We start from the raw sequence: 24,539 nt of genomic DNA on the forward strand, positions 1-24,539 counted from the left end.
TTTTTAGCGAGCTAATAGTTTCGGCTTCCAAGGCTCTCCAGGATATTCAGGTAACTGATGTAGCGTTCTTCTTCAATTTCTCCATCCTGTACCGCCTGTTTGATGGCGCATTTGGGTTCGTTTACATGGATGCAATTGTTGTACTGGCAATCTTTGAGCCGCCCGCGCATCTCCGGAAAATAATGCGACAGTTCCTCCCGTTCGAGGTTGGTAATGGCCAGCTCCCGGATGCCGGGCGTATCAATGATCCGGCCGCTTCCGGGCAGATCATACATGGCAGCAAAAGTAGTGGTATGCATCCCTTTGCCGCTCCAGCCGCTTACATCCTGTGTTTTTATGCCTTCCTTTGGCAGGAGCATATTGATGAGCGATGATTTGCCCACACCGCTATGTCCGCTGATAAGCGTGGTTTTATCCTGCAATAATGCGCCCAGTGCCTCCAGACCGCTTTGTTTTTCCACGCTCACGGCATACACCTGGTACCCCAGCGACCGGTAAGCGGCCGACAGGGTTTCATAAACGGCCCATTCTTTTTCCCGGTAAATATCCGTTTTATTAAATAGCAGGATGGCCGGTACATGATACATTTCGCATACGACCAGGAAGCGGTCGATAAAGCCCCGGGAGGTACGTGGTTCCCTTAAGGTGGCGATCAGTATCGACTGATCGAGGTTGGCCGCAATGATATGCTGCTGGTACTTTACGCGGGGCGATTGCCGGTTGATGTAATTAGAGCGGGGGAAGATTTCATCGATCATTGCCGACCCCTCCGCCCCGTCTTCGGTTTCAATATTCACCCAGTCGCCCACTGCAAGCGGGTTGGTGCTGGTGATGCCGTCAATTTTAAAAACACCCTTTATGCGGGCGTTATAGAACCGGCCTGCTTCATCCTTAACGGTATACCAGCTGCCCGTTGATTTATAAACTAAAGCTTTCAAAGTTCCAAGTTTAAGGTTTAAGGTTCAACGTTAACAATTGAACCTTAAACGTTGAACCTTAAACAAAAATTATACGCTGATCTTGAAATCGCGCAAAGCGTCGTTCAGACTGGTCTTGAGATCGGTGCTGGCCTTCCGTTTACCGATGATCAGGGCACAGTTTACATGATATTCACCCGCCGGAAACTTCTTTGCATAGGAGCCGGGGATCACCACGCTTCTTGCCGGCACCCTTCCTTTTCCTTCAATAGGAATAGACCCGCTTACATCAATAATCTTGGTACTTTGCGTTAAAACCACATTGGCGCCCAACACCGCTTCTTTCTCCACAATAACGCCTTCCACTACAATAGAACGGCTTCCCAGGAAACAACCATCTTCGATAATTACCGGGCTTGCCTGCAGGGGTTCCAATACACCGCCGATGCCTACACCACCGCTGAGGTGCACATTTTTCCCGATCTGGGCGCAGCTGCCAACGGTTGCCCAGGTATCTACCATGGTGCCTTCATCCACGTAAGCCCCGATGTTTACATAGGAGGGCATCAGCACCACATTGGGAGCCAGGTATGCACCATAACGTGCAACAGCATGCGGAACGGCGCGCACCCCAATATCTTTATAATTCTTTTTCAGCAGCATTTTATCATAGAACTCAAAAGGAGGTACATCCCAGGTCTGCATTTTCTGAATACCGAAATACATCAGGATGGCCTGTTTTACCCACTCATTCACCTTCCATTTCCTTCCATCGGGCTCTGCAACACGCAGTTCCCCTTTATCCAATGCCGCAATTACTTCATGAATAGCATCTGTGTACTTACTGTCTTTTAACAATTCCCTGTTGGCCCAGGCCGTAGTAATCAAGTCTTGCATAGTCCTTTTTTTGTTCTTTTTGTTCGGGCAAAGATAGCGTTTTGCATTCCAGGTTTCACGTTTAAAGTTTAAGGTTCAACGTTGGATTTCGGTTTTATACCTGGTGCTCGTCCCATTTTCACACTTTCACTCCCGATAGCCATCGCGTGGGCGTCAAGCTGATTTTGCTAACAGAAAAGCTGCAGGGCAGCGCAGACACCATTAGCAAACGGGGATAAGCAGCATAAAAGGTGCAGCGCACCGGTAATAACACCCCGCGCACGAGATTACCGCCGCGCTGCGGCTGGGAATATCCGTTGTGTTGCTTCAGGCTACAGATACTATCGGCGCCCGGCGCCTTTACCCATTCCTTTATTTAATCCGGTATAATAGAAACTGCCGGTTGCGGGGCGTTTTATATTAAAATCGTCTTTCTTAACTTGACGCGCATGCGATAGCCATCGGATTCACATTTTCAAATTAAAAATGTCTTTCTTTGCACTTATGAATATCGGGTTCGACGCCAAAAGGGCATATCACAACAATACAGGGCTGGGTTTTTTCAGCCGGGTACTGATCCGCCTGCTGGCAGATCAATACCCGGAGCATACCTACTACCTGTTTAATCCCCGGCCCGGCAAGTCGTTCCAGCCCCACCTGGCAAATATCCGGGAAGTACTGCCTAAGGCCGCATTACACCGGCTCCTCAGCGCGGCCTGGAGAAGCCGCTGGGTGACCGGGGACCTCACCCGAATGGGCATCGACCTCTACCATGGATTGAGCCACGAGATCCCCGCCGGCCTGCCGCAGACGGGCATCCCCTCTGTAGTAACGATCCATGACCTGTTTCCAGAAATTTATCCCGAGCAATACAAGCCCATCGATGTAAAGATCTATCGTGCCAAACTGCGGTATGCCTGCCGGCACGCTACAAAAATCATGGCCATCAGCGAGGAAACCAAGGGGCATATCATCCGCACGTACGGCACTCCTGCAGAAAAAATTGAAGTAGTATACCAGAGCTGCGCCCCCGCTTTTACGGTACTGGAAAACGCTGCAAAAAAGGAAGCTGTCCGCGAGAAATACGGACTTCCCGGCTCCTTTTTCTTACATGTGGGCACGATCATTGAGCGCAAAAACCTGCTGAACATTTGCAAAGCCCTGAACAGTATCCGTAACGATATTCCCCTTCCCCTGGTGGTAGTAGGCAATGATGGCGGGCTCAAGGGCAAAGTGACCGCGTACCTGAAGGAAGTACAGCTGGAAGATCGTGTATATTTCCTGTCGGAGCAACTGGCCCTGGCGGGAAGAAAGCCTTTTGTAGATGCAGAGGATCTTCCTGCACTGTATCAACTGGCAACCGCTATGATCTACCCCTCCTATTTTGAAGGCTTCGGCATGCCGATCATTGAGGCCATGGCCGGCGGCGTGCCCGTTATAACCTCCACCACCTCCTGCCTGCCGGAGATAGCTGGTAACGCTGCCTGGCTGGCGGATCCGGATAGCCCGGAAGAAATGGCCAGTGGTTTCCGGAAGATCTATACCGATGCAACCTTTGCCGCTGATATGCGCAGGAAGGGATTGGAAAACGCACAACGCTTCCGTCCGGAAGTGTACGCGGCCGACACCATGAAACTTTATCAATCGATCTTATAAAATAACCATGCAAGCTTTTGAACAGGATATAAAACAATGCGTATCGGTGCTGGAACAGGGGGGGGTGATCCTTTATCCTACAGATACCGTATGGGGCCTGGGTTGCGATGCAACCAACGCGGAAGCGGTGGCAAAGATCTATGCCATTAAAAAGCGCAGCGACAGCAAGGCCATGATTGTTTTGGTAACCGGCGAACGGGATGTAATGCAGTATACCGCAGCGGTGGATCTCAGCCTGTTCGACTACCTGGGAACCACAGAACGGCCCACTACCGTCATTTATGAACACGGCATCGGGTTTGCGGAAAACCTTACGGCCGAAGACGGCAGCATTGCGATACGCATTTGCGGGGATGAATTTTGCCGGGCACTGATCAAACGCTTTGGCAAGCCCATCGTTTCCACCTCCGCCAATGTTTCGGGGGAAGCCACCCCGGCTCATTTTAATGCCATTTCAGATACTATTAAAAAGCAGGCAGATTTTGTGGCGGCGCACCGGCGCGATGATCAAACACCGCACCAGCCTTCATCCATCATCCGATGGAAAGATGGGAAAATAGCGGTAATCCGGTAGCAACAAATTACTGATTTTTGGTTTGTCCCGATGGCCATGCATGCGCGTCAGGTTAAGAACAGATCATGTTGCCATGAAATGTAGTACGGATAAGCCTTTCACGCCAAAAAGATCGCATCTTTTAATGGCAAACAGGCGCAGCGCGCCGTTGACCCTTATAACGATGAACGCCCAAAACTGCCCGTAGCCGCAGCGCGGCGGTAATTTCCTGAGCACGGCTTGTACAAACCGCAATGATTACCTGTGCGCTGCACCTTTATTACCCGTATGGTCGTTTACTAACAGGATCAGCGCTGCGCTGCAGCTCCCAGGGCAAAAATTAACCTGACGCACATGTGATGGCTATCGGGAGAAACTGAGCAAGAAAAAGAAATTTGAAATTCCAAATCAGAAACCTGAATTATATTTGCCGGTCAGATGGATATTCAACTAAGTGACCAGGAGCAGATAATAGTTAGCAAAGTGGCAGCCGCGGCACAGGAACTGGGAATGGAAAGTTACCTGGTGGGGGGGTTTGTGCGGGACAAACTGCTGAACCGGCCTACCAAAGACGCCGATATTGTTACCATTGGTGATGGCATAGAACTGGCCAACGCCGTGGCAGCTAAATTTACACCCCGGCCCCAGGTAAGCTATTTCAAAAATTTTGGCACCGCGCATATTCATACTGCCGGTTTTGATGTGGAATTTGTGGGCGCCCGCAAAGAAAGCTACCAGCAAAACAGCCGCAAACCCCAGGTAAGCCCGGGTACATTGGAGGACGATCAGAACCGCAGGGATTTTACGATCAATGCCATGGCCATCAGCCTCAATAAGAATAGCTTCGGACAGCTGGTGGACCCCTTTAACGGCCAGCAGCATTTGCAGGAAAAAACGATCATCACGCCATTGGAGCCGGACCAGACTTTTAGCGATGACCCCCTCCGGATGATGCGTGCCATCCGTTTTGCTACACAGCTCGGCTTTACTATTGCCCCCCCTACCCTGGAAGCTATATCCAGGAACCGGGACCGCATCCGGATCATTTCGCAGGAACGGGTTACGGATGAACTCAATAAGATCATACTGGCAGCAAAACCTTCCATTGGGTTTGACCTGCTTTATAAAACCGGTTTGCTCCAGATTATCTTCCCCAAAATGGTGGACCTGGCCGGAGCAGCATTTAAAGAAGGAATCGGGCACAAGGATAATTTTTATCATACCCTGCAGGTACTGGATAATATCAGCACAAAGAGCAATGATTTGTGGCTGCGCTGGGCGGCTATCCTGCACGATATTGCCAAACCGGCTACCAAGCGCTTCGAAGAAGGCAGCGGGTGGACCTTTCACGGGCATGAGGTAGTAGGAGGCCGCATGGTACCTAAGATCTTTGCACAGTTTAGATTACCGCAGCAGGGGGAAATGCGGTTTGTAAAAAAGCTGGTGGAGCTGCATCTCCGGCCGATCAGTTTGAGCAAAGAAGATATCACCGATTCTGCCATCCGGCGCCTGCTGTTTGATGCCGGTGAAGATTTTGATGCGCTGATGCTGCTTTGCGAAGCGGATATCACCAGCAAAAACAAAAAGAAAGTACAACGCTTCCTCGATAACTTTAAACTGGTTCGCGAACGTTGTAAAGAAGTAGAGGAAAAAGATCAGATCCGGAACTGGCAGCCGCCCGTTGATGGACTTGAGATCATGCAGCTGTTTAACCTGCCCCCCTCGAAGCCTGTAGGTATTTTAAAAGACGCCTTAAAAGACGCCATTCTGGATGGTGAGATACCCAACACCCGGGAAGCGGGGCTTGAATTTCTGAAGCGAAAAGCAGCGGAAATAGGGGTAGCATAACCGCCTCTGATCACAGACCCAAAAATTTATCTTGTTCTGAATTTCACCAGATACTTTCCCTCTTTTAGCGGATACCCGTCTTTTGACTCAAACCTGCGATTCGTGATTATAAATTCATATTCTTTACCCGGCTGCAATTCAATGCTTAACACGCATATCCTGTCGTTATTTTCATACCTTATTAATTTTTTTACGGGAAAATAATCTTTCCCTTTTTCTGAATAATCGATGGAAACATTTCCAGAGATCATTTCTTTGGAGAAGGTTATACTAAACTCATTTATTTTGGGATCTACGTTATGGGCTCCATTCTTAAATGGTCCGATTTTTACAATACGGGGAAGCTTTTTTTCATATTCTTTAGTCAGCTTCTTTTTATTGAACTTTTTATAGAACCCTGATCTTTTAAAAAATAATTCAACGTCTTTGTTATTGCTAAAATCCAGTTCAATAATATCCTTTATTGCCTGGGCTTTATTTTTTGCCCGCTGGTAGTAGGACTTGCTGATTTCATAACCCATGAAATACCCTAAATCCGTACTATCGCCTCTTTGTGGCCCATTATACAACCAATTAGACCAGTCGCTTAAAAACATTTCCTTTTTGAATTGCTCTTTAAGTCTGTCAAAATGTAGGTTCCCATATGAAACATATTGCCTTTGCATGGGTTGATCAAGCGCCAATTCAGCGATAAAGTCACAAGAACCTTCCTGAATGACTTTGTTAAGTAGCTGATTACTGCTTTTCAATTTTTGTTGCGTATGCACATATTCATGAATATTTAAACTAGCAAATTTGTCAAAAGATTTAAGCTCGTAAGCACCAGTTGCAAGGCTTCCCGCTGAAACTTCCAGGCCCATCAACACCATATTATTGCTAATTTTTCCAGCCGCATCCAGGCAACCAATCGTGAAATATATTTCAGCATCTTTTAATGTCGGATAAAGTTTTTTTAAATTAGCAATTGGCGCGTCCAATTCATTTGTTTTACCTTTTAGAACGAACGTATTGCGCCGGATTGATTTCCAAAAATCAGGGAATTTATCAATTACATTTATATAAGTGGTATCACTATAATTCTCTGCCTTCATAAAGGCTTTTAAACCTTTTGTCCCTTTTTCTATATAAAGTTTGTTAATGAAATACAATTTTTTCGAATAACTATTGGTCTGTTGAATGCTGTCGAAAGCGATCCAAAAGTTATCAATATCTGAAGTAAAGACCTTATTGACAGATTGGGAATAGGTATTTGAAATGGTCAGTATCAGAATGATTGTTAATGTTTTTTTCATGCACTTTTTCAATTAGCGTATTCAAATTCTTTCCAATTTAAAGATATGCGAATATTTTCGTACTTAATAACCCGAATCGATTATTCTTATATTTTCATTCTTGCATATCCGCAGCTGTTGCTTTTCTCCAATAATGCTTGCCATCCCCCCAAATTGCGCCTCGGTCATTGCTTCATTTATCTGATGAAGCGGATCTGCGCCCGTATGCGGTAAAGTCCGGAGCACCACCCTCCAAACATCCAATTGGATATTCCAACATTCTGCCGGCTCCAATAACCGGTTACTTTCCGATACAAAACTTCCCAAATATCGTACCCAGTATATCCCGGTCTACTTCCACCTGCCCGGTGATCTCTCCCAGGTAATGCAGGGCCCGGCGGATATCAATGGAAAGCAGGTCGCCTGTTAAACCGGCGTTCATACCGGTATCGATGGCCTCGAGACTGTCCATCATTTTCAGGAGTGCATTATAATGCCGGGCGTTGGTCACAATGCTGTTTTCGGTTTTGATGGTATCCCCGATCGCCAATTCGTACATCCGGTGCTTCAGCGTTTCTATACCGGTATTCTTTTTAGCGCTGATGGCAATTGCGGATGCCGATAGCCATTGGGACTGATTTTCCCCGCGGTCCGTTTTGTTCAGCACTTCAACGGTCTTACCGGCGAAGGGTTCCAGCCACCTGATGGGTGATGTATCAGGATCCGTTACATCTACCAGGTGAAGGATAATATGCGCTTTTTCTGCATTTTGCCGGCTGCGCTCAATGCCTATGCTTTCAATTTTGTCTGCCGTATGCTCCCGGATGCCGGCCGTGTCAATTAAACGGAACAGCACACCATTTATGTTGAGCGTTTCTTCAATCGTATCTCTCGTGGTTCCGGCAATTTCACTTACGATAGCACGTTCTTCATTCAACAGTGCGTTGAGCAGCGTGCTTTTCCCGGCATTGGGTTTGCCGATGATGGCTACGCTTACGCCGTTTTTAATCACATTGCCAAGGCGGAACGAATTCAACAGGGTTGAGATCTGGGATTTAAGATTGGAGATGAGATCCCTGAATTGTTTCCGGTCTGCAAATTCAACATCCTCATCACTGAAATCCAGTTCCAGCTCTATCAACGCCGCAAAATTGATCAGTTGGTCGCGGAGTTTGGCAAGATCGCCTGAAAACCCGCCGCGCAGCTGCTGCAGCGCGGCCTGCTGCTGGGCCTGGCTATCGGCAGCAATAAGATCGGCTACTGCTTCGGCCTGGGTCAGGTCCATTTTCCCGTTTAAAAAAGCACGCTGGGTATACTCCCCGGCTTTTGCCAGCCTTGCTCCCGCCGCTATAGCCGCCTCCAGTATTTTTTGCAGGATATAGGGGGAGCCGTGCCCGCTGATCTCTATCACATCTTCCCCGGTATAACTTTTTGGTCCGCGAAATAAAGTAACCACCACCTCATCAACAATTACCCCGTCTCCGGGTGAAAAAATATGCCCAAAATGCACCGTATGGGTTGGCTGGCCCGACAATTTCCTTCCTTTAAAAATTTTTTCTGCAATAATAATGGCATCCGCACCGCTTAGCCGGATCACCCCAATGGCCCCTATACCGGGCGGTGTAGCTATGGCAGCTATTGTATCCTGTAAATCTGAAAGCATATTCATGTCTGCAAATTTACAAAACCCCCTCAAGCTTTAAACAATGTAGTCTGCAGCTTCGGATATACCACAATAGGCAGTTATTAACCCGGGGAGCAAAGCGACCCCGCAATGAGCGCGATGAAGTATACCGTTCTTAAAGATCTTTGCGATCCTGCATGCCCGCGGTTGAAGCTTACCTGCAAAGCAGTTCATGATAGCAATGTTATACTCAGCAACCTTCCTTCAATTTCAGTTACATCCATTAACTTTAGGCCTCACATAACAGCATATCACTCCATGAAACCGGTGTTTATCTTTAGTTTTTTGCTCCTTCTGATTGCCGGCCGGCCGGCGGCACAATCATCCAAAACAGTAAGGGAATATTTCCAGTTGCAGGTTTTTCATTATACGAGCCCGGAGCAGGAGCAACAGCTGGACCGGTACCTGCAAAATGCGCTGCTGCCTGCGCTGCACCGACTGAACAACCCACGCATTGGTGTATTTAAGGCCCTGAGCAATGATACGGCAGCCGATAAAAAAATATATGTGATCATCCCCTTCCATGAACTGCAGCAATGGACACAACTCAGTAATCACCTGCAAAAGGACCCAAAATTTCTTCAGGCCGCAGCAGATGAACAGAACAGTCCCAACAAAGCCGGCATCTACGACTGCATAGAAACCATCCTGTTAAAATCCTTTTCGAAGGCTCCCCTGCTGCAGATACCCCAGCTCAAAGGCGATAAAGCGCAGCGGGTATATGAACTGCGCAGCTATGAGAGCAGTTCTGAAAAACGGTTTCGCAACAAGGTGGCAATGTTTAATGATGGCGATGAAATCGGTATCTTCAGGCAGCTGGGCTTCAACGCCGTTTTTTATGGTGAAGTACTGGCGGGACCGCGGATGCCCAACCTTATGTATATGACCACCCATGCCAGCATGGAGGCCCGGAATCAAAACTGGAAGAACTTTGGCAGCAGCCCGGCCTGGAAAAAGCTGAATGCAATGGAAACCTATAAAGACAATGTTTCCCATATTGATATTACGTTCCTGAAGGCTACTCCCTATTCTGATCTCTGAACGGATCGCTTTGCTGTATTCCGGATCATGATCTCCGGGAGATTTTATTGCACTCATCTGCAGGCAATCCTGTTAAACCCGAAAGTTTAAACAACTTAAAGCCTGTTCAGATTTTATTTCACATTATTTTCGCGGCAGATGAAAAAAGAAGCTTTAAAAACGATCGATTTCGCCGAAGGCGCCGTGTTGCTGATTGACAAGCCGCTTGAATGGACCTCTTTTGATGCCGTCCGGAAAGTGCGTAACCTTGTCCGCATCAAAAAAGTAGGACATGCCGGCACCCTGGACCCGCTGGCAACCGGTCTGCTGGTTATTTGCACCGGCAAGTTTACCAAACAGATTAATGCCTATATGGCCAAAGAAAAGGAATACACGGGCACATTTACGATTGGGGCCGTTACACCCACCTACGATCTTGAGAGCGAACCGGTGGATTTCAAACCTTATGACCATCTTACCATCTTTGATATAGAAGCGGCTACAGCGCAATTTACCGGCGATATCCTGCAGGTTCCACCAGCGCATTCCGCCATCAAAAAAGATGGCAAACGGGTATATGAACTGGCCCGCAAAGGTATTGACGTGAAACTGGATCCCCGGCCGGTTACGATTTCCTGTTTTGAAATAGACGCCACCCATCTGCCGCGGATCTCCTTCAGGGTTGTTTGTTCTACCGGCACTTATATCCGGAGCCTTGCACATGATTTTGGGCAGGCGCTGGGCTGCGGCGCCTATCTGAGCAGCCTGCGGCGTACCCGTATCGGCGATTTTTTGGTGGAAGATGCGCTTACCATAGAAGCATTTACGGAAGGGATGAAGGGAGAGTAGTTTCACGTTTAAAGTTTAAAGTTTCACGTTGGATCCGTTCTGCGCCTGATGTGAGGTGCTCAATTCCCGGATCCTGTGATCTTTTACAGAAGTATACCTATTGAACAGGATCGGCATCCTCACTTTTACATTGGACATTTTTCATTGGTTATTTTACATTCCCACAGGGCCAGGTTGGATCCGTTCTGCGCCTGATGTGAGGTGCTCAATTCCCGGGTCCTGTGATCTTTTACAGAAATATAACTATTGAACAGGAACGGCATCTTCTCTTTTACATTTGATATTTTTCATTGGTTATTTTACATTCCCTAAAAAATAAACGGATACCCGATGCCGATCTGCAGCTGGCTGCCTTTAATAAACGGATAGGCAAAAAACCTGTTCCGGAAAGAAATATTTTCGGGGGCAGGGCTCGGATCCTTTACCTTATAGGCATAATCGAGCCGTATTACAAAAAAGCCAAGGTCTACCCGCACACCTGCGCCGGACCCAACGGCAAGATCGGTTCCCAGCCGGCCCAGTTTAAAGATCTCATCGGGCAGGCCGGCATCTTTTTTAAGCAGCCAAACATTTCCCATATCGGTAAATACCGCCCCATTAATAGGAATTCCGCCCATTTTAAACAAAGGCATCCGGTATTCTATATTGGCCTCCAGCTGCATATCGCCAAAACGGTCCGGGAAACTGTATTCGCCCTCAAAGCTTTTGATGGTAGAGCCTGGCCCCAGCCGGCGCAGCTGCCAGGCCCGCATACTGTTGGGGCCGCCGCTGTAATATTGTTTAAAAAAAGGCATCTGGGCTCTTTTATCCGGGTTGGCCGTTGATTCCAGTTCGTATCCTGCGCCGGCAAATCCCCGCAGCACCAGGGCCGTTTTGGGCCATTTATACAGCTTTGCATACTCCACGTCCAGTTTTACAAACCGGTACAGGTGCTGATCCATAAAAGGGTTGCGAACCATACCGGTCAGCAGCCCCGATTCCTCAAAATTGGCCCGGATCACATTGGTGCTATGCCCGGCGATATTGCCCCAGGGCATGATGAATTTCATGATCGATGAGGTAATGAGGCCGTCCGAAAACAGGTTCTTTATAGATGGGTTTCTTGCAATCATCCGGTCGAGGCTATCGCGCCGTATCAGGTAGGAATATTCAATATTCGGAATTTTTATTGAAAGATTAAAGGTGCGGTTATTGGAACTGTAATCCCGGCCCCGCCAGCCAAACTCGTACCCCCAGGCACTGCTGAATGTAGTAAGATTAAAAAGATACCGCCGTTCTGTACTGGCTGCGCTCAGTGTAAATAAAGACCGGAAATTTCCCCTGAAATTATTTTTAAATCCCTGCATGCCGGGAAAAATAAAACGGGGATAAGAAATCGTATTAGTAGCGCTGAATTGCTGTGTTTGAATGATATCTCCTGCTGTCAGCTGTCCCAGCTCCACAAGGTAATTCACATTGGTGCTCATAAGGTTGGCCGCACGGGCAAAATTCCGGTTCTGCAATCCCAGGCTGAAGCCCAGTCCAACAAAATTTCCGGAAAGAACACTCTGGCTAAAGCTCCCTTCAACATTGGTGGTAAAATTGTACTTTTTGGCAGGCAACAGACGAAGGGCAAAATCCACGGTATCCTGATTATCCCGCGGCAGCTGCGCTATATCTACCATACGCCAGGAGCCGATATTGTTAAACCGGTTGAGGGTACGGATATAGCGGCGCTGATCATAGGGATCCCCTTTTTTAAGATAAATATTGGGGGGAAATATCTTGGGCTTAAAAATATTCCGGGTTTGCACCACGGTAATATTATTAAGCCGGGTTTCCCTGCGGCGGCTCCCGGAAGTGTCATTGCTATTGGGATATACCACAAAATCGCCTACATAATACTTGCGTACGGCGGCGCTATCCTCAATCGGTCTTGTGCGGATTTCAAGATTTGCGGTGGGATGCAGCCTCCTGTTTTTCAGCCGCTCCAGCTGAGCAACCTGTTCCAGAGGATCCAGCGTAGGTTCCAGCAACGAAACATCGAGGGTATCCCAGAGGCCAAACAGCAATCCCCGCGAGAACCGGAGGTACCCGTTATTGCGATACAGCTCTACCAACCGGTCCATTTCGGCCGATATGGGCGCCTGTGCAAAAGCATCGCCCTTTTTAATAAAGGCATTTTTCAGATTTTCTGTTGTTACCCGCTGCAGGCTGTCGTTCTGAATTACATAAGAAAGCGAATCTATTCTTGTAGCCTGTTTGGGCCAAACATTGAACTGGATGGTTGCCCTTAGCTGATCCTTTACCTTTTTTACACTGGTAGTATAACTGATCGAATCCTGAAAATACCCCTGGGCGTTCAGGTAATAATGCATGCTTTGGAGCGATTTGCTGATTTGGCTTGTATCCAGCCGGGGCGGATCTTTGATCACGGCCCACAACACTTTATCTACCTGCCGCGACCGGATACTATCGTCCAGCTGTTCATTAAGCCCCGCTTCGAGCCGGTCTTTTTCCTCTTTACTAATCGCATTTTCTACTTTTATACGCGTCTCAAAAACAAAGGGAACTCCATCCTGGTGTTTTCTCACCACTGTAAAAACGCTACAGGAGGATAAAAACAGCATCGTAAAAATGACGGCTAACGGAAGAAATGTATTTTTGAATAATCTTATCAGGACCTTATCATTTAAATTTATAACAGATCGGAAATGCTTAGTAAATCTGAAGTCAAATATATTCAAAGTTTGTTCCAAAAAAAATTCAGGGATGCAGAAAACCGCTACCTGGCAGAAGGGCCAAAAATAGTGGATGAAGCGCTGAATACCCCGGGGCTGACTGTTAAAAAAATATGGGGACTGGAAGAATGGGTGCGCCGGCAGCAGCCAATGCAGCCGGCGGTGGAAATGATACCCGTTGCAGGGTTTGAGCTGGAGAAGATTTCCCAGCTCAAAACGCCGAATGAGGTTGTGGCCCTTATTGAAAAGAAAGACAGCGAAATCATCGGCTGGCAGGATGGGGCACAGCTGGTGCTGGCACTGGACGGGATACAGGACCCCGGGAACCTGGGCACTATTATCCGCACGGCAGATTGGTTTGGCGTGCCGGGGATTGTTTGCAGCCAGGATTGCGCTGATATGTATAACAGCAAAGTAGTTCAGTCTGCCATGGGCAGCCTGTTTCGTATACCCGTTATCTATACAGATCTTCCGGATTGGCTGGCCCGTCAAAACCGTATTCCGGTTTATGGGGCGGTGCTGGACGGGGTGCCTTTGTCTACGAGACCGGAAAAAGCAGCCGGCGTGCTGGTTATTGGCAATGAGTCAAAAGGCATTCGCCCGGAGGCAGCCACGCACCTTACTCACAAGATTACGATTGAACGGATTGGAACTGCTGAGTCGCTGAACGCAGCCGTAGCTACGGGGATTTTGTTATCGCATCTGAAGTAGCTTTCAGCCCCGGGGATTCGGAGAGAATTGAGAAAGGAACACCCCTCATCAAGCTTCGAACGGATCCCCAACATGAGACCTTAAACGTGGAACTTCAAACGCTTGTCTACCGGAAATGAATGGCTTTTACCACCTGCACTTTTTTTACGATATAAGTGGGAATCATTAACACCAGTAAACACACCAGGAAGGTTCCCCCGCAGATGGCCAGCACTTCCCATGCCGAAATCTTTACTGCGGCCTGGCTGAGGTAATAGGCGCTTTCATCCAGCTTGATAAAGCCCGTTTTTACCTGCAGATAAAGCAAGGCTAATGCACCAACCGTGCCGGCTACAATACCCGTAATGGTAATGAGCAAACTGTGCCGCAGGAAGATTTTCTGAACGGTCCAATCCGTGGCGCCTACGGCTTTTAGTACGCCAATCATCCGCATTCGCTCCAGCACAAGAATGATGAGGCAGGTAATCAGGTTAATAACCGCCACAATGATCATGATCACAATCAGCAGGTTGCGCGTTACATCCTGCATATTGAGCCAGTCAAAAATATTAGGAGCAAAATTTTTGATGTCCTGGGCATCCCAGGCTTCCGGCATTTGCGCCAGGCGGGTTACCTGGTCGGAGACCACACCGATATCTTTATAATTTTTCAAAAAAAGCTCATAGCCCCCGATCTGGTCCGGCTCCCAGTCGTTAAGCCGGCGTATCAGTTTAATATCGCCGATGGCAAATGTTTTATCATACTCCTCAATACCGGTTTTGTAGATGCCCGTTACGGTAAGACGATCCGGGCGCAGGGAATTATCGGGGCGTATGAAATAGATCAGCACCCTGCTGCCGGTATCAAGCTTCATTTGTCCGGCCGTATAGGCCGAAATCATGATCTCCCGGCTGTACGTTGAGTCATTAAACCGGGGCGGGCGCCCGCGCTGCATAAAGGATTGCAGGTTCAGGAAATTGTAGCTACTGTCTACCCCTTTTACCAAAACCCCCTCCAGGTCGTCTTTTGTTTTTACAATCGCATAGCGGGTGGCAAAAGGCTGCACCGTAACTACCTCCGGGTTCTTTTTTATTTGTGCAACCAGTGCGGGGTTAGCCGTAATGGGAATTTCTTCCGATACAACATATTGATAAGGGGCCATTTCCTGGATGCGGATATGGCCCCAAAAACTAAATACTTTTTCGCTTACTTTTTGCTGAAATCCATTGGCAAACGCCAGGGTAATAATCATTACCGCCACACTGATGGCTGTAGCCACAACAGAAAGCCGGATAATGAACCGCGAAAAGGAACGCTGTTTATTAAACGCAATCCGGTGGGCAATAAAGGAAGCTATGTTCAACTGCGGCTGTTATTTTTTATTGTAGCTTCTTTGCATCATCTAAAAATTTTGCCAACCCAACATCGGTAAGCGGATGCTTGAGTAAGCCCAGGATGGATTCCAGCGGACTGGTAACTACGTGCGCACCCACCTCTGCACAACGGATGATATGATTGGGGCTGCGCATGGAGGCCGCCAATACCTGGGTTTTAAAACCCTGAACACCGTAAATATGCACAATCTGCTCTACCAATTGAACGCCGTCCCAACCCGTATCATCGATGCGGCCCACAAACGGCGATACATATTTTGCACCCGCCTTGGCACATAAGATGGCCTGGCCCGCGTTGAATACCAGGGTACAGTTTGTTTTAATACCGTTATCTGTAAACCATTTGATGGCCTTTACACCATCCTTGATCATGGGTACTTTTACCACAATGTTCGGATGAATGGCTGCCAGCTTTTTGCCCTCCTCTACAATATCCTTAAACCCGGTGCTTACTACTTCGGCACTGATGTCGCCATCTACCATCTCGCAGATATCCTTATAGTGTTTCATGATGGCATCATGCCCTTTGATTCCTTCCTTTGCCATCAGTGAGGGATTGGTGGTAACCCCATCTAAAATTCCGAGTTCGTTGGCCTCTTTAATCTGGTCGAGATTGGCTGTATCAATAAAAAATTTCATGTTATTTTGTCCATTTAGTTATGAAGAATATATACTTAAAAGTGCGGGGTGTTGCTTTTGTTTTTAAAAACGGCTCTTTGCGGCCCTGCTCCCGCTACTCAAAAGTACAATTTGTGCTTCAATTTATCAATGCATACTATGGAAAAGCAGGCATTGCCCCAAACTGGTGTTCCAGCGGGGCCATGCCTGCCTGTATATAGCGGTGTTTACTCCGGTACTACCTGTATGATTTTTGAGGGAGCCCGTGTACCGTCCTTGTCTACCTGTGTAATGCGGATGTAGTACGGGTCTTCTCCGTCAATAACCGGCTCTGTGTTTTTCTTGCAACCCAGCGGCAGCAGTACAATAAAAAGTCCGGCAAGCGGCAACAATAGTACCTTCCTGCGGCGCAGCAGCCATAACAGAAGGATCAATATACCTGTGTAGGGCATTAAGGCCAGCAGCGAGCTGCTTTCAGATACCCATTCGTAGGTAATGTCTGTATTGCTTGTCCCATTTCCGGCTTTTGATTTTACGGTGGCAATGGTTGTAAATTGCTTCCCGTCCTGCGATGCCTCTATTTCAAAATGATCATTATTGAACTCCGTGCGAGTAGTCCAGTTAACATACAGGCGCCTATTTTGTACCCGTGCCACTATGGAACCGAAAGCTACAGACAGGGCCACATCTCCGGTCAGGCTCAATGGTGCGGGACTCGCACAAGGCAGAGGATCCGCAACCTGCCAGGGACAGGAAGCGTTTGCCGTGCCCGGCGGAAGGCTGGTTGTACAGGTATTGAACAGATAAGGCTGACCGCCAAAAGCAAGCACCCAAACATTATCCGCCGCCTGCCATCTAACAACTACATCTACACCGCTGTTTCCCGCAACGGTGCCCTGCCCTGAATAAGCAGGTTTGCCGTCCTGCGTTCCGTTTTTTGCAAGTGTTATGGAACCGCTGGCGCAAGCACCTCCAAAAATAATGCTCTGCGCCGTGGCTGTATAAACAAACAACAGCACGGCAAATAAGAAGAAGATCTTTTTCATTTTACAGAATTTTAAACAAACGGACCATGAGGACCAATCGAAGCGATTTGTTGGGTCATACCCCCCGGCACCGGATGCCCAATTTGTTTTCCGCGTATATCATCTCCTTTTGCCGGAGCTGGTCATTGGGCTTGCAGAAAAAAGCGGCAAGCCTGTCTGAATGCGCTTCTGTAAGGCCATCGAGGCTTGTAACCCGGTTATTGTTTATATACAGCTCTCTTAAACGGGTCAGCTGCTCAAGCGGTTTTAACGAGCAAATATGATTGAACTGCACATACAATTGCTCCAGGCCGGTAAGGGATTCAATTCCGTCTAAACTTTCGATCTGATTACTAAACAAAAAAAGGCTTTTCAACTTTCCCAGCCCCTGCAATCCTGATAGATTCCTGATCTGGTGATGGGTTGCCACAAGGACCTCCAGGTTGCTTAGCTGCGCCACCCCGGAAAGATTGGTAAGTTCAAAATCCAAATTAGCATAGGGCGCCCGCGGGCCGGCGAACCTCAACGCCGTTGCCTGGTACAAGACCTCCAGCTCCCCGGTTGCGGGATGATTCAAATGATTAAAAAAAGTACTGCCGAATGCCTTCTTCCAGTCAGGCTCCAGGTGATACCACCAGTCTTTGCCAGATAGTCCGCTCTCCATTTTTAGATACGGTTAACTCCTGGAAGGAAAAATACCTTCCATCGCAATGCAGAAATTTACAGCCAGGCTGGGTTGCAGAATCGCAAAGGGCTGGGTATTTCCGGTATTGCCTGCAGTGGCCATACCGGCATTCATTGCAACCTTATTTGTAACGGTACCGCTTTTATATTCCTTGTCCAGATTTCCGGTGTTGGCAGGATAGGCTCCCGTAGGATCGGAACTATCGCCCGGGTCCGCTGCGGCATTAATGGTAACAGGATGACCGTGGGCCGGCAAATTATTGATGGTCAATGTAGCGGATTCCGTTCCGGATACCTGCCCCAGCACATAATTACTAAGGCCCGCTCCCTGCCCAAAACCAACAGGCGTCCTGCCCTGAAGGTTGGGCAACCCAAAAGTAACCCTTCCATCGCCTCCGTAAGTTGTTCCTAATAAAGCAAAAAGCGCTGTATTCTGCGCAATAGGTAGTAACTGACCATTACAAAAGGCCCAGCCACGGGGAGCAAAATTAAATCCGAACATTGCGATCATTCCTAAAAACGGTTCCATGATTTTACATTTTTTGTTTTGATATTGGGGTTTCCTAAAATACTTTGCCGCCGTTATCTATACATAATAATAGTTTGCAGGTAGGGCTTACCTTATGTATATCTAACACATAAAATTCAGATAGCCGACATGAGAGCATGGTCCCTTACCAGATGCTCAATTCTTGCCGGGCAGGACAGGACAGATGCTTCTGCATTGTTCTGTACTAAAAAAAACTGCTAAAACCACTGTTGCAATAGTCTGGAGCTCAGATGAAAAAGATAAAGGGCTATTTTCTCATTCCATAAACGTGGCTGCGTTATAAAGATAAATCTTTTTTAATTACAACAATCAGTTTTCTGAGAAAATTGTTTGTTTGGCGATACCTGCTCCTGTTTTATTTTAGTAAGAGAGGTGCTGAGGGGAGGAAATAAAAAAAGGCAGGCTACTCACATCGCGCCGCTACAACCACCTATCCTTGCTGTCTTCCGACCCTGGGGAGGTTCAGTAGGAGCTGGCCGTATGAGACCTGCCGGGCGCAAATATAGGGCAAAGCTGCTAAAAGGAAAAGAAAATCATTTTTTATCTTTTGTCCGGGGTTTGCTGATCGCCGCATTGGAAACGGCCTCCTTCCCAAAACGATTCTTAATAGCATCTACCGCCTTATATAAATTCAGCTTATCATCCTGCCGGTTAAACAGGTCCATCTGCATGCCATCATCTGCCAGCTGGCTAAAACGGACGCCAATCAGCCGCACGGGGCGTCCGAGCTGATACAATTTGTCAAAAATGGCTTTTGCTTTCCCGATCAGCACATCGTCCAGCGCGGTATAGGGGATCGATTCCTGCCGGCTGGTGGTTTCAAAATCGCTGTACCGGATCTTTACCGTAAGGCAGCCTGTTAATTTATGATCCTGCCGCAGGTCGTATGCATTCCGTTCCGTAAGTGCTGTTAATTTTTTGTACAGAAATTCAATATGGCCCTGGTTTTCATGAAACGTGGTTTCGTGGCTCATACTCTTCTGATCCCAGCGTCCTTCTACTTCCCGGCTGCCGATGCCCTGGGATTTTTGCCATAAATCGTCTCCCCATTTCCCCAGCTGCCCAACGAGAAGATCTCTTGGGGTGAGCGCAATATCCCTGATCGTATGCAGCCCCAGCTTCCGCAACCGCTGCTCCGTTTGCCGGCCCACCCCATTGATCTTCCCGATTTCCAGCGGCCACAGGAATTCTTTTTCCCGCCCATGCGGAATTTCGAGAAAGCCATTGGGTTTGGCCTCATTGGTGGCCATCTTGCTGATAAACTTTGCCGATGAGAGCCCGCAGGAAATAGGAAGGCCTGTTTCCCGGATAATATATTCCCGCAATTCGCGGGTATACCGGCTCACCCCAAAAAAGCGGTCCATACCGGTAAGATCACAGTAAAACTCATCGATGGATGCTTTTTGATACAGCGGCACTTTGGAAGCAATAATCTCCGTTACCATTTTTGAATAATAGCCGTATTTTTCATGATTCCCCCTCAGCACCACGGCATGCGGACAAAGCCGCATGGCCCGCTGCATGGGCATGGCAGAGTGCACCCCATATTTACGGGCTTCATAGCTGCAGGTAGATACCACACCCCGGTTTGCGGAACCGCCCACGATTACCGGTTTACCTTTTAATGAAGGATCCATCAGGACCTCCACTGCTACAAAAAAGGAGTCCAGGTCAAAATGAACAATATAAGGTTGCTGATCCGTCACTCCGTCAAAGTTAAACGCCCCGTTCCAATACGGACAGGTTTTGTTGGGCCTGTGTTACGTTATACTTAAGAAACAGGGTCTTTACTGCCGGCCGGCGAATGGCAAAACATTCATTCAATCTTCATCTTACCACTACAACTTCGGTACAAGTTTTGATACTTGGTATATAAAATCCGTCTCATGAATAAAACTTTTCTGGCTGCCGGACTGGTAAGTCTGGGTGGTCTCCTGATCGTTGCCTGTAATAAAAACGATTCTGAAGCCGGTAACCAGGTCACCGGCCCCAATACCTTATCCGTTTACCTGACGGACGCCCCGGTAAATTACGATGCGGTATTTATCGACATCGTTTCCATCGAAGCAAAAATCGATTCCAGCGCGCATAAAAACGAGGACCACTATGGGGATGAGGATGATGATCATGACGATTATGATAAAAAAGTGAACGACCACGACCAGTATGGAAAATGGACCAATCTAAATTTCACACCTGGCTTATATGACGTTTTAAAATTAAGAAACGGCCTGGATTCGCTGGTGGCGAGGGCAAATGTAAACGGTACCGCCCGTAAGATCCGCATTCAGCTGGGCAACGGAAGTTACCTGATAAACGGAGGTACGCAATACCCGCTTACCCTGATCAATGAAGAAAACAAAAAGAACTACGTCTATATAAAACTTCGTAAGGAAGATCGTGATGATGATGATGATGATGATGATGATGACCGGAAAGTCTCCGGCGTAAAAGTCTGGATCGACTTTGACCTGGGCCGGTCGGTCATTGAACGGAACGGGAAATATTACCTGTTGCCGGTACTGAAAGCCTTTTGTGACCGGAAGTCGGGAAAAATCGAGGGCAAAGTACTTCCTGCCGATGCTGCAGCCCTTGTTAGGGCCATCAATGGTACGGACACCTCTACCGCATTGCCTGATAGAGGGGACGGTGAATTCAAGATCCGTGGTCTCAAAGCCGGCACCTACAAGGTATGGTACCAATCAACAAATGGCTATAAAGACACTACGCTTTATAACGTGGAAGTAACTCCGGGTAAAGAAGTGGAATTGCCCCGGGTGATCCTGAAAAAATAGCAACGTCTCCGGCACCGGTTGGTGCAATTGCAAAAAAGGGCTGTGCCAATGTGCATGGCCCTTTTTTATTGGTGTCAATTACAGGAAGCCACAGGCCGCAAGTTGAGCGCGTTTGACCATAATACATTATTTTAGATGCCGGATTGATCGCCATAACGATAAATGCTGTTCAGATATCCACCGGATCTAATTTAAAAACTCAACAAATGATCGCGCGCTTATTAACAACTTGTGCTCTTGTCTTATTTTGCTCTGCAACCATTGCTCAAACAAAATGGCATAACCCTTTAACAGCAATAGCCCCTGTAATTCAAAACCAGGGATGGACCAGCGAGATCGGCAACACGTTTACCCGCCTGCCGGCGCGGGCGGAAAAACAGGTACGCAAGGCGGTATGGAACCTTTCGCGGGATGCCGCAGGCCTTAGCATTCATTTTTATTCCAATGCCCCGGAAATCACTATACGCTACCATGTTAAAAATGCCTTTGCCATGCCCCACATGCCTGCTACCGGCGTATCCGGTGTGGATCTGTATGCTATTGATGAAGAGGGAAAATGGAAGCGGGCATCGGGAACCTACGCATTTGCAGATACGATTATTTACAGCTATAAGAACCTTTTTCCAAGCCGCTATCATCAAAAGGGATTTGAGTACCGGCTTTACCTGCCGCTTTATAATAGTGTAAGCTGGCTGGAGATTGGCGTGCCGGAGAACGCTTATTTTGAATTCATTCCCACAGTAAAGGAAAAGCCGGTGATCGTTTACGGCACTTCCATCGCCCAGGGTGGATGCGCCTCCCGGCCGGCAATGGGCTGGACAAATATCCTCTCGCGCAAGCTGGACTACCCCGTCATCAATCTTGCATTTTCCGGCAACGGCCCGTTTGAGAAAGAAGTGGTGGACCTGATCAACGAACAGGAAGCCGCAGCCTATGTGTTTGACTGTTTGCCCAATATGGGGGCCCTTTCGCAGGAAGAAGTATATAACCGGGTGATTTACGGAGTTACTGCCATCCGGAAAAAACACCCGGAGCCGATCCTGCTTACCGATCATATCGGGTATTATAATGATCAAACAGATTCTACGAGGGCCATTATCTGGAAGCGTTTAAATGAAACCCAGTGGAAAGCCTTTAATGCGCTGAAAAAACAGGGGATTAAAAACCTTTATTACCTGGCCCATGATTCGATCCGTTTCCCGGAAGATGGTACGGTGGATTATGTGCACCCCAATGACCTTGGCATGCAGGCCTATGCCGATGCCTATGAAAGCATCCTGCGCCCCATCCTGAAAATGCCGCGGGGCGCTATTGGCACCACCCAACCCATAAGCCAGCGCAGGGAAGCGGGCGGGTACGAATGGAAGCAACGGCATGCGCAGGAGTTGCAGCTTAACCGGGAACAGCCACCGGTAAATGTCATCATCGGAAATTCCATTACGCATTACTGGGCCGGCGAGCCCCGGGCCCGTATCGCAAGAGGCGAAAAAAGCTGGAATCAATACCTGAGCAGTTTCCGGAATATGGGTTTTGGATGGGATCGTATTGAAAACGTATTGTGGCGGGTATATCATGGAGAACTGGATGGCTTTGCCGCCAGGCAAATTGTGCTCATGATTGGTACCAATAACCTTGGCGGCAATACGGATGCGGCCATTGTGGAAGGCCTTGGCTTTCTGCTGCAGCAGATCCGGCTGCGGCAGCCACAGGCCCGCATAAAGCTGGTGGGCATTTTTCCGAGAAGGAATATGGAGTTAAGAATTGCCTCCCTTAATAAACAATTACAGGCCGTTGCCAAACGGGGCGGCTTCCTGTTTGCTGATCCGGGAAAAGGGCTGCTGCTGGCTTCCGGAAAAATTGACGAATCTTTATTCACAGATGGCCTGCATCCCAATGAAGCGGGGTATTCAAAACTGGCGCCGGGAGTTGCATCTGCCAGGTAAGATTTGCGGTTTAAACCGGTTTTATCTTTTGCAGACCGGCTTTCCCTTCTAAAGAGGGGGTATCCCGAAAAACGTAAAACATGAAATATCCAATGTAAAATGCAGAAGCAGATCCGGTTAAAACCGACAATTCTCTTTTATAAATGCCTATACCTTCTACATTTTACATTCTTCATTTGATATTTTGCATTTTCGGGCTATGCCGACCCCAGGTATACCTCCAGTAAGCCCTCGGGCAGTTTTACCGTGATATTTTTATACTGGTGATCCACTTTTTTAAGGCTTTCTTCATGCAGAGGAATCAGCACTTCCTTACCGCGAACGGTGAGGCGGCAAAGCACCTGGTGCGGCTGCTCAATCACTTCCTGGATAATGCCCAAAACCTGTTTACCATCTTTTACCGTGTAACCCAAAAGGCTGATGGGCGCCGCCTTGCTGGCGTGGCGTTTAAAATCGGCCCCGCTAAACCAGATTTCCTTCCGGAGTAGTGGCCGGGCGGCTTCAGGTGTTTGTATATCCTCCAGCTTCAGGTAGGCTTCCGTTTCATTTTTGATTCGCACCCCTTCTACAAACCAGGGCATAAAGTTTCCGCCGGCATCCTTAATAAAAATCTTTCGCAGGTCTTCCAGCGAGGTGTTTCCCAACGCATGCTGCAGCACTATTTCGCCCTTCAGCCCATAGACGCCCGCAACTTTTCCAATATTGATATAGTCATCCTGTTTCATTTCATCCTCCGGTTATGGAATAAATAAAAAGCGGCCGGGGGCCGCTTTTTATTGTAAGAACATTTTTCTACCATTATTCGCCACTACCTTCAGCGTTTGCTTCAGGAGCAGCGGCTCTGCGCGGAGCGGCGCTGGCCACCCGGCGTTTTGCTTTTCTTTCTTCAATCGCTTTTGCAGTTCGTTTTTTGATTTGTTCATCATGCTCTGCACTCCAGGCGGTGAATTTCTGCATTGCAGCGGCTTCATCAAACAGCCCCAGTTTTACACCACGTAACAGGTGTTTCAGGTACAATACTCCTTTAAAACTTAAAATACGACGCACCGTGTCTGTAGGAGTAGCTCCTTTGTTGAGCCATTCCAGAGCTTTTTGACGATCCAGCTCAATTGTTGCAGGGATGGTCAATGGGTTGTACGTACCTAATTTTTGGATAAATTTACCGTCACGAGGGCTTCTTGCATCTGCCACCACGATAAAGTAGAAGGGCCGTTTCTTTGACCCATGTCTTTGCAATCTAATCTTAGCTGCCATTTTAAATAGAAATTTAAGGCTTTAAATAATAAATTTTCATTCCTATACACCTCGTATAGGGCACCAAAAGTAACCTTTTTTTTGAAACTTCACGTTAAAAACAGGTCAAAAAAATCGAAAGGGACCTTTTTTTATGAGCTGAAGTTGCCGAAAGTTGCCGGTTTTTCAGGAATTTTCCCCGCAGGTCTTTCA

22 protein-coding genes and 1 other RNA gene are annotated in these 24,539 nt (G+C 47.8%); 9 read left to right on the forward strand and 14 right to left on the reverse strand.

The annotated features are described in order from the left end of the window. Nucleotides 1-11 precede the first annotated feature (11 nt). Together rsgA and GGU45_RS11845 are read right to left on the reverse strand one after the other, a co-directional pair. Nucleotides 12-938, reverse strand: coding sequence for a ribosome small subunit-dependent GTPase A (gene rsgA / locus GGU45_RS11840; protein WP_435224958.1), 927 nt, complete (start codon nucleotides 936-938; stop codon nucleotides 12-14). Nucleotides 939-1,007: 69 nt separating this feature from the next. Further along, nucleotides 1,008-1,814 (reverse strand): 2,3,4,5-tetrahydropyridine-2,6-dicarboxylate N-succinyltransferase, encoded by an 807-nt coding sequence (locus GGU45_RS11845; protein ID WP_435224959.1) that lies wholly within the window; start codon nucleotides 1,812-1,814, stop codon nucleotides 1,008-1,010. 465 nt (nucleotides 1,815-2,279) lie between these two features. On the opposite strand from GGU45_RS11845, the gene GGU45_RS11850 reads away from it, so the two are divergent. From GGU45_RS11850 to GGU45_RS11860, 3 genes are all read left to right on the forward strand, one after another. Beyond that, nucleotides 2,280-3,449, forward strand: coding sequence for a glycosyltransferase family 4 protein (locus tag GGU45_RS11850; RefSeq protein ID WP_435224961.1), 1,170 nt, complete (start codon nucleotides 2,280-2,282; stop codon nucleotides 3,447-3,449). A gap of 7 nt (nucleotides 3,450-3,456) precedes the next feature. After that, nucleotides 3,457-4,023, forward strand: coding sequence for an L-threonylcarbamoyladenylate synthase (locus GGU45_RS11855; protein ID WP_435224963.1), 567 nt, complete (start codon nucleotides 3,457-3,459; stop codon nucleotides 4,021-4,023). Between the two features lie 417 nt (nucleotides 4,024-4,440). Further along, complete coding sequence (locus GGU45_RS11860) at nucleotides 4,441-5,850, forward strand: CCA tRNA nucleotidyltransferase (RefSeq protein ID WP_435224965.1); 1,410 nt, start codon at nucleotides 4,441-4,443, stop codon at nucleotides 5,848-5,850. Between the two features lie 26 nt (nucleotides 5,851-5,876). Here GGU45_RS11860 and GGU45_RS11865 read toward each other — a convergent pair whose 3' ends face one another. Together GGU45_RS11865 and mnmE are read right to left on the reverse strand one after the other, a co-directional pair. Continuing rightward, complete coding sequence (locus GGU45_RS11865) at nucleotides 5,877-7,142, reverse strand: hypothetical protein (RefSeq protein WP_435224967.1); 1,266 nt, start codon at nucleotides 7,140-7,142, stop codon at nucleotides 5,877-5,879. A gap of 280 nt (nucleotides 7,143-7,422) precedes the next feature. Next, complete coding sequence (mnmE, locus tag GGU45_RS11870) at nucleotides 7,423-8,790, reverse strand: tRNA uridine-5-carboxymethylaminomethyl(34) synthesis GTPase MnmE (RefSeq protein ID WP_435224968.1); 1,368 nt, start codon at nucleotides 8,788-8,790, stop codon at nucleotides 7,423-7,425. A gap of 273 nt (nucleotides 8,791-9,063) precedes the next feature. Here mnmE and GGU45_RS11875 point away from each other — a divergent pair, with 273 nt between their 5' ends. Then, nucleotides 9,064-9,846, forward strand: a complete 783-nt coding sequence (locus GGU45_RS11875; RefSeq protein ID WP_435224970.1) for an NIPSNAP family protein — start codon at nucleotides 9,064-9,066, stop codon at nucleotides 9,844-9,846. Between the two features lie 138 nt (nucleotides 9,847-9,984). Further along, a complete protein-coding gene (gene truB, locus GGU45_RS11880; protein WP_435224971.1) occupies nucleotides 9,985-10,674 on the forward strand; it encodes a tRNA pseudouridine(55) synthase TruB in 690 nt (229 codons plus the stop codon). A 308-nt stretch (nucleotides 10,675-10,982) separates the two neighbouring features. On the opposite strand, the gene GGU45_RS11885 is transcribed toward truB, so the two are convergent. Beyond that, nucleotides 10,983-13,250 carry a BamA/TamA family outer membrane protein gene (locus GGU45_RS11885; protein ID WP_435224973.1) on the reverse strand — a complete coding sequence of 756 codons (2,268 nt, stop codon included), beginning with the start codon at nucleotides 13,248-13,250 and terminating at the stop codon, nucleotides 10,983-10,985. Between the two features lie 117 nt (nucleotides 13,251-13,367). Between GGU45_RS11885 and GGU45_RS11890 the strand changes: the two genes are divergently transcribed. Next, nucleotides 13,368-14,105 carry a TrmH family RNA methyltransferase gene (locus tag GGU45_RS11890; protein WP_435224974.1) on the forward strand — a complete coding sequence of 246 codons (738 nt, stop codon included), beginning with the start codon at nucleotides 13,368-13,370 and terminating at the stop codon, nucleotides 14,103-14,105. 106 nt (nucleotides 14,106-14,211) lie between these two features. Here the strand turns inward: GGU45_RS11890 and GGU45_RS11895 are convergent, their stop codons facing one another. Then, nucleotides 14,212-15,447 carry an ABC transporter permease gene (locus GGU45_RS11895; RefSeq protein WP_435224975.1) on the reverse strand — a complete coding sequence of 412 codons (1,236 nt, stop codon included), beginning with the start codon at nucleotides 15,445-15,447 and terminating at the stop codon, nucleotides 14,212-14,214. A 16-nt stretch (nucleotides 15,448-15,463) separates the two neighbouring features. Then, nucleotides 15,464-16,117 (reverse strand): fructose-6-phosphate aldolase, encoded by a 654-nt coding sequence (fsa, locus tag GGU45_RS11900; RefSeq protein WP_435224976.1) that lies wholly within the window; start codon nucleotides 16,115-16,117, stop codon nucleotides 15,464-15,466. Between the two features lie 20 nt (nucleotides 16,118-16,137). Between fsa and GGU45_RS11905 the strand changes: the two genes are divergently transcribed. Beyond that, the gene (locus GGU45_RS11905) at nucleotides 16,138-16,317 is read left to right on the forward strand and encodes a hypothetical protein (RefSeq protein ID WP_435224978.1); all 180 of its coding nucleotides are present in this window, start codon (nucleotides 16,138-16,140) and stop codon (nucleotides 16,315-16,317) included. Between the two features lie 6 nt (nucleotides 16,318-16,323). Here GGU45_RS11905 and GGU45_RS11910 read toward each other — a convergent pair whose 3' ends face one another. From GGU45_RS11910 to dinB, 5 genes are all read right to left on the reverse strand, one after another. After that, a complete protein-coding gene (locus GGU45_RS11910; RefSeq protein ID WP_435224980.1) occupies nucleotides 16,324-17,142 on the reverse strand; it encodes a hypothetical protein in 819 nt (272 codons plus the stop codon). 55 nt (nucleotides 17,143-17,197) lie between these two features. After that, nucleotides 17,198-17,785 (reverse strand): leucine-rich repeat domain-containing protein, encoded by a 588-nt coding sequence (locus tag GGU45_RS11915; RefSeq protein WP_435224981.1) that lies wholly within the window; start codon nucleotides 17,783-17,785, stop codon nucleotides 17,198-17,200. A gap of 12 nt (nucleotides 17,786-17,797) precedes the next feature. Beyond that, nucleotides 17,798-18,334: a phage tail protein gene (locus tag GGU45_RS11920; protein WP_435224983.1), complete on the reverse strand. Its 537-nt coding sequence runs from the start codon at nucleotides 18,332-18,334 to the stop codon at nucleotides 17,798-17,800. 414 nt (nucleotides 18,335-18,748) lie between these two features. After that, nucleotides 18,749-18,848: signal recognition particle sRNA small type (ffs, locus tag GGU45_RS11925), an RNA gene on the reverse strand. Between the two features lie 40 nt (nucleotides 18,849-18,888). Further along, nucleotides 18,889-20,061, reverse strand: a complete 1,173-nt coding sequence (gene dinB / locus GGU45_RS11930; protein ID WP_435224985.1) for a DNA polymerase IV — start codon at nucleotides 20,059-20,061, stop codon at nucleotides 18,889-18,891. Nucleotides 20,062-20,241: 180 nt separating this feature from the next. Between dinB and GGU45_RS11935 the strand changes: the two genes are divergently transcribed. Further along, the gene (locus GGU45_RS11935; RefSeq protein ID WP_435224987.1) at nucleotides 20,242-21,150 is read left to right on the forward strand and encodes a DUF4382 domain-containing protein; all 909 of its coding nucleotides are present in this window, start codon (nucleotides 20,242-20,244) and stop codon (nucleotides 21,148-21,150) included. Nucleotides 21,151-21,356: 206 nt separating this feature from the next. Next, nucleotides 21,357-23,093 (forward strand): SGNH/GDSL hydrolase family protein, encoded by a 1,737-nt coding sequence (locus tag GGU45_RS11940; RefSeq protein ID WP_435224989.1) that lies wholly within the window; start codon nucleotides 21,357-21,359, stop codon nucleotides 23,091-23,093. A 197-nt stretch (nucleotides 23,094-23,290) separates the two neighbouring features. Here the strand turns inward: GGU45_RS11940 and rimM are convergent, their stop codons facing one another. Together rimM and rpsP are read right to left on the reverse strand one after the other, a co-directional pair. Further along, entirely contained in the window at nucleotides 23,291-23,818 is a 528-nt protein-coding gene (gene rimM, locus GGU45_RS11945) for a ribosome maturation factor RimM (protein ID WP_435224991.1), read from the reverse strand. A 73-nt stretch (nucleotides 23,819-23,891) separates the two neighbouring features. After that, entirely contained in the window at nucleotides 23,892-24,347 is a 456-nt protein-coding gene (gene rpsP / locus GGU45_RS11950) for a 30S ribosomal protein S16 (RefSeq protein ID WP_435224992.1), read from the reverse strand. Nucleotides 24,348-24,539 lie beyond the last annotated feature (192 nt).

This window comes from Niabella hirudinis (genome assembly GCF_051201075.1).
In the GTDB taxonomy this organism is placed as follows: domain Bacteria; phylum Bacteroidota; class Bacteroidia; order Chitinophagales; family Chitinophagaceae; genus Niabella; species Niabella hirudinis.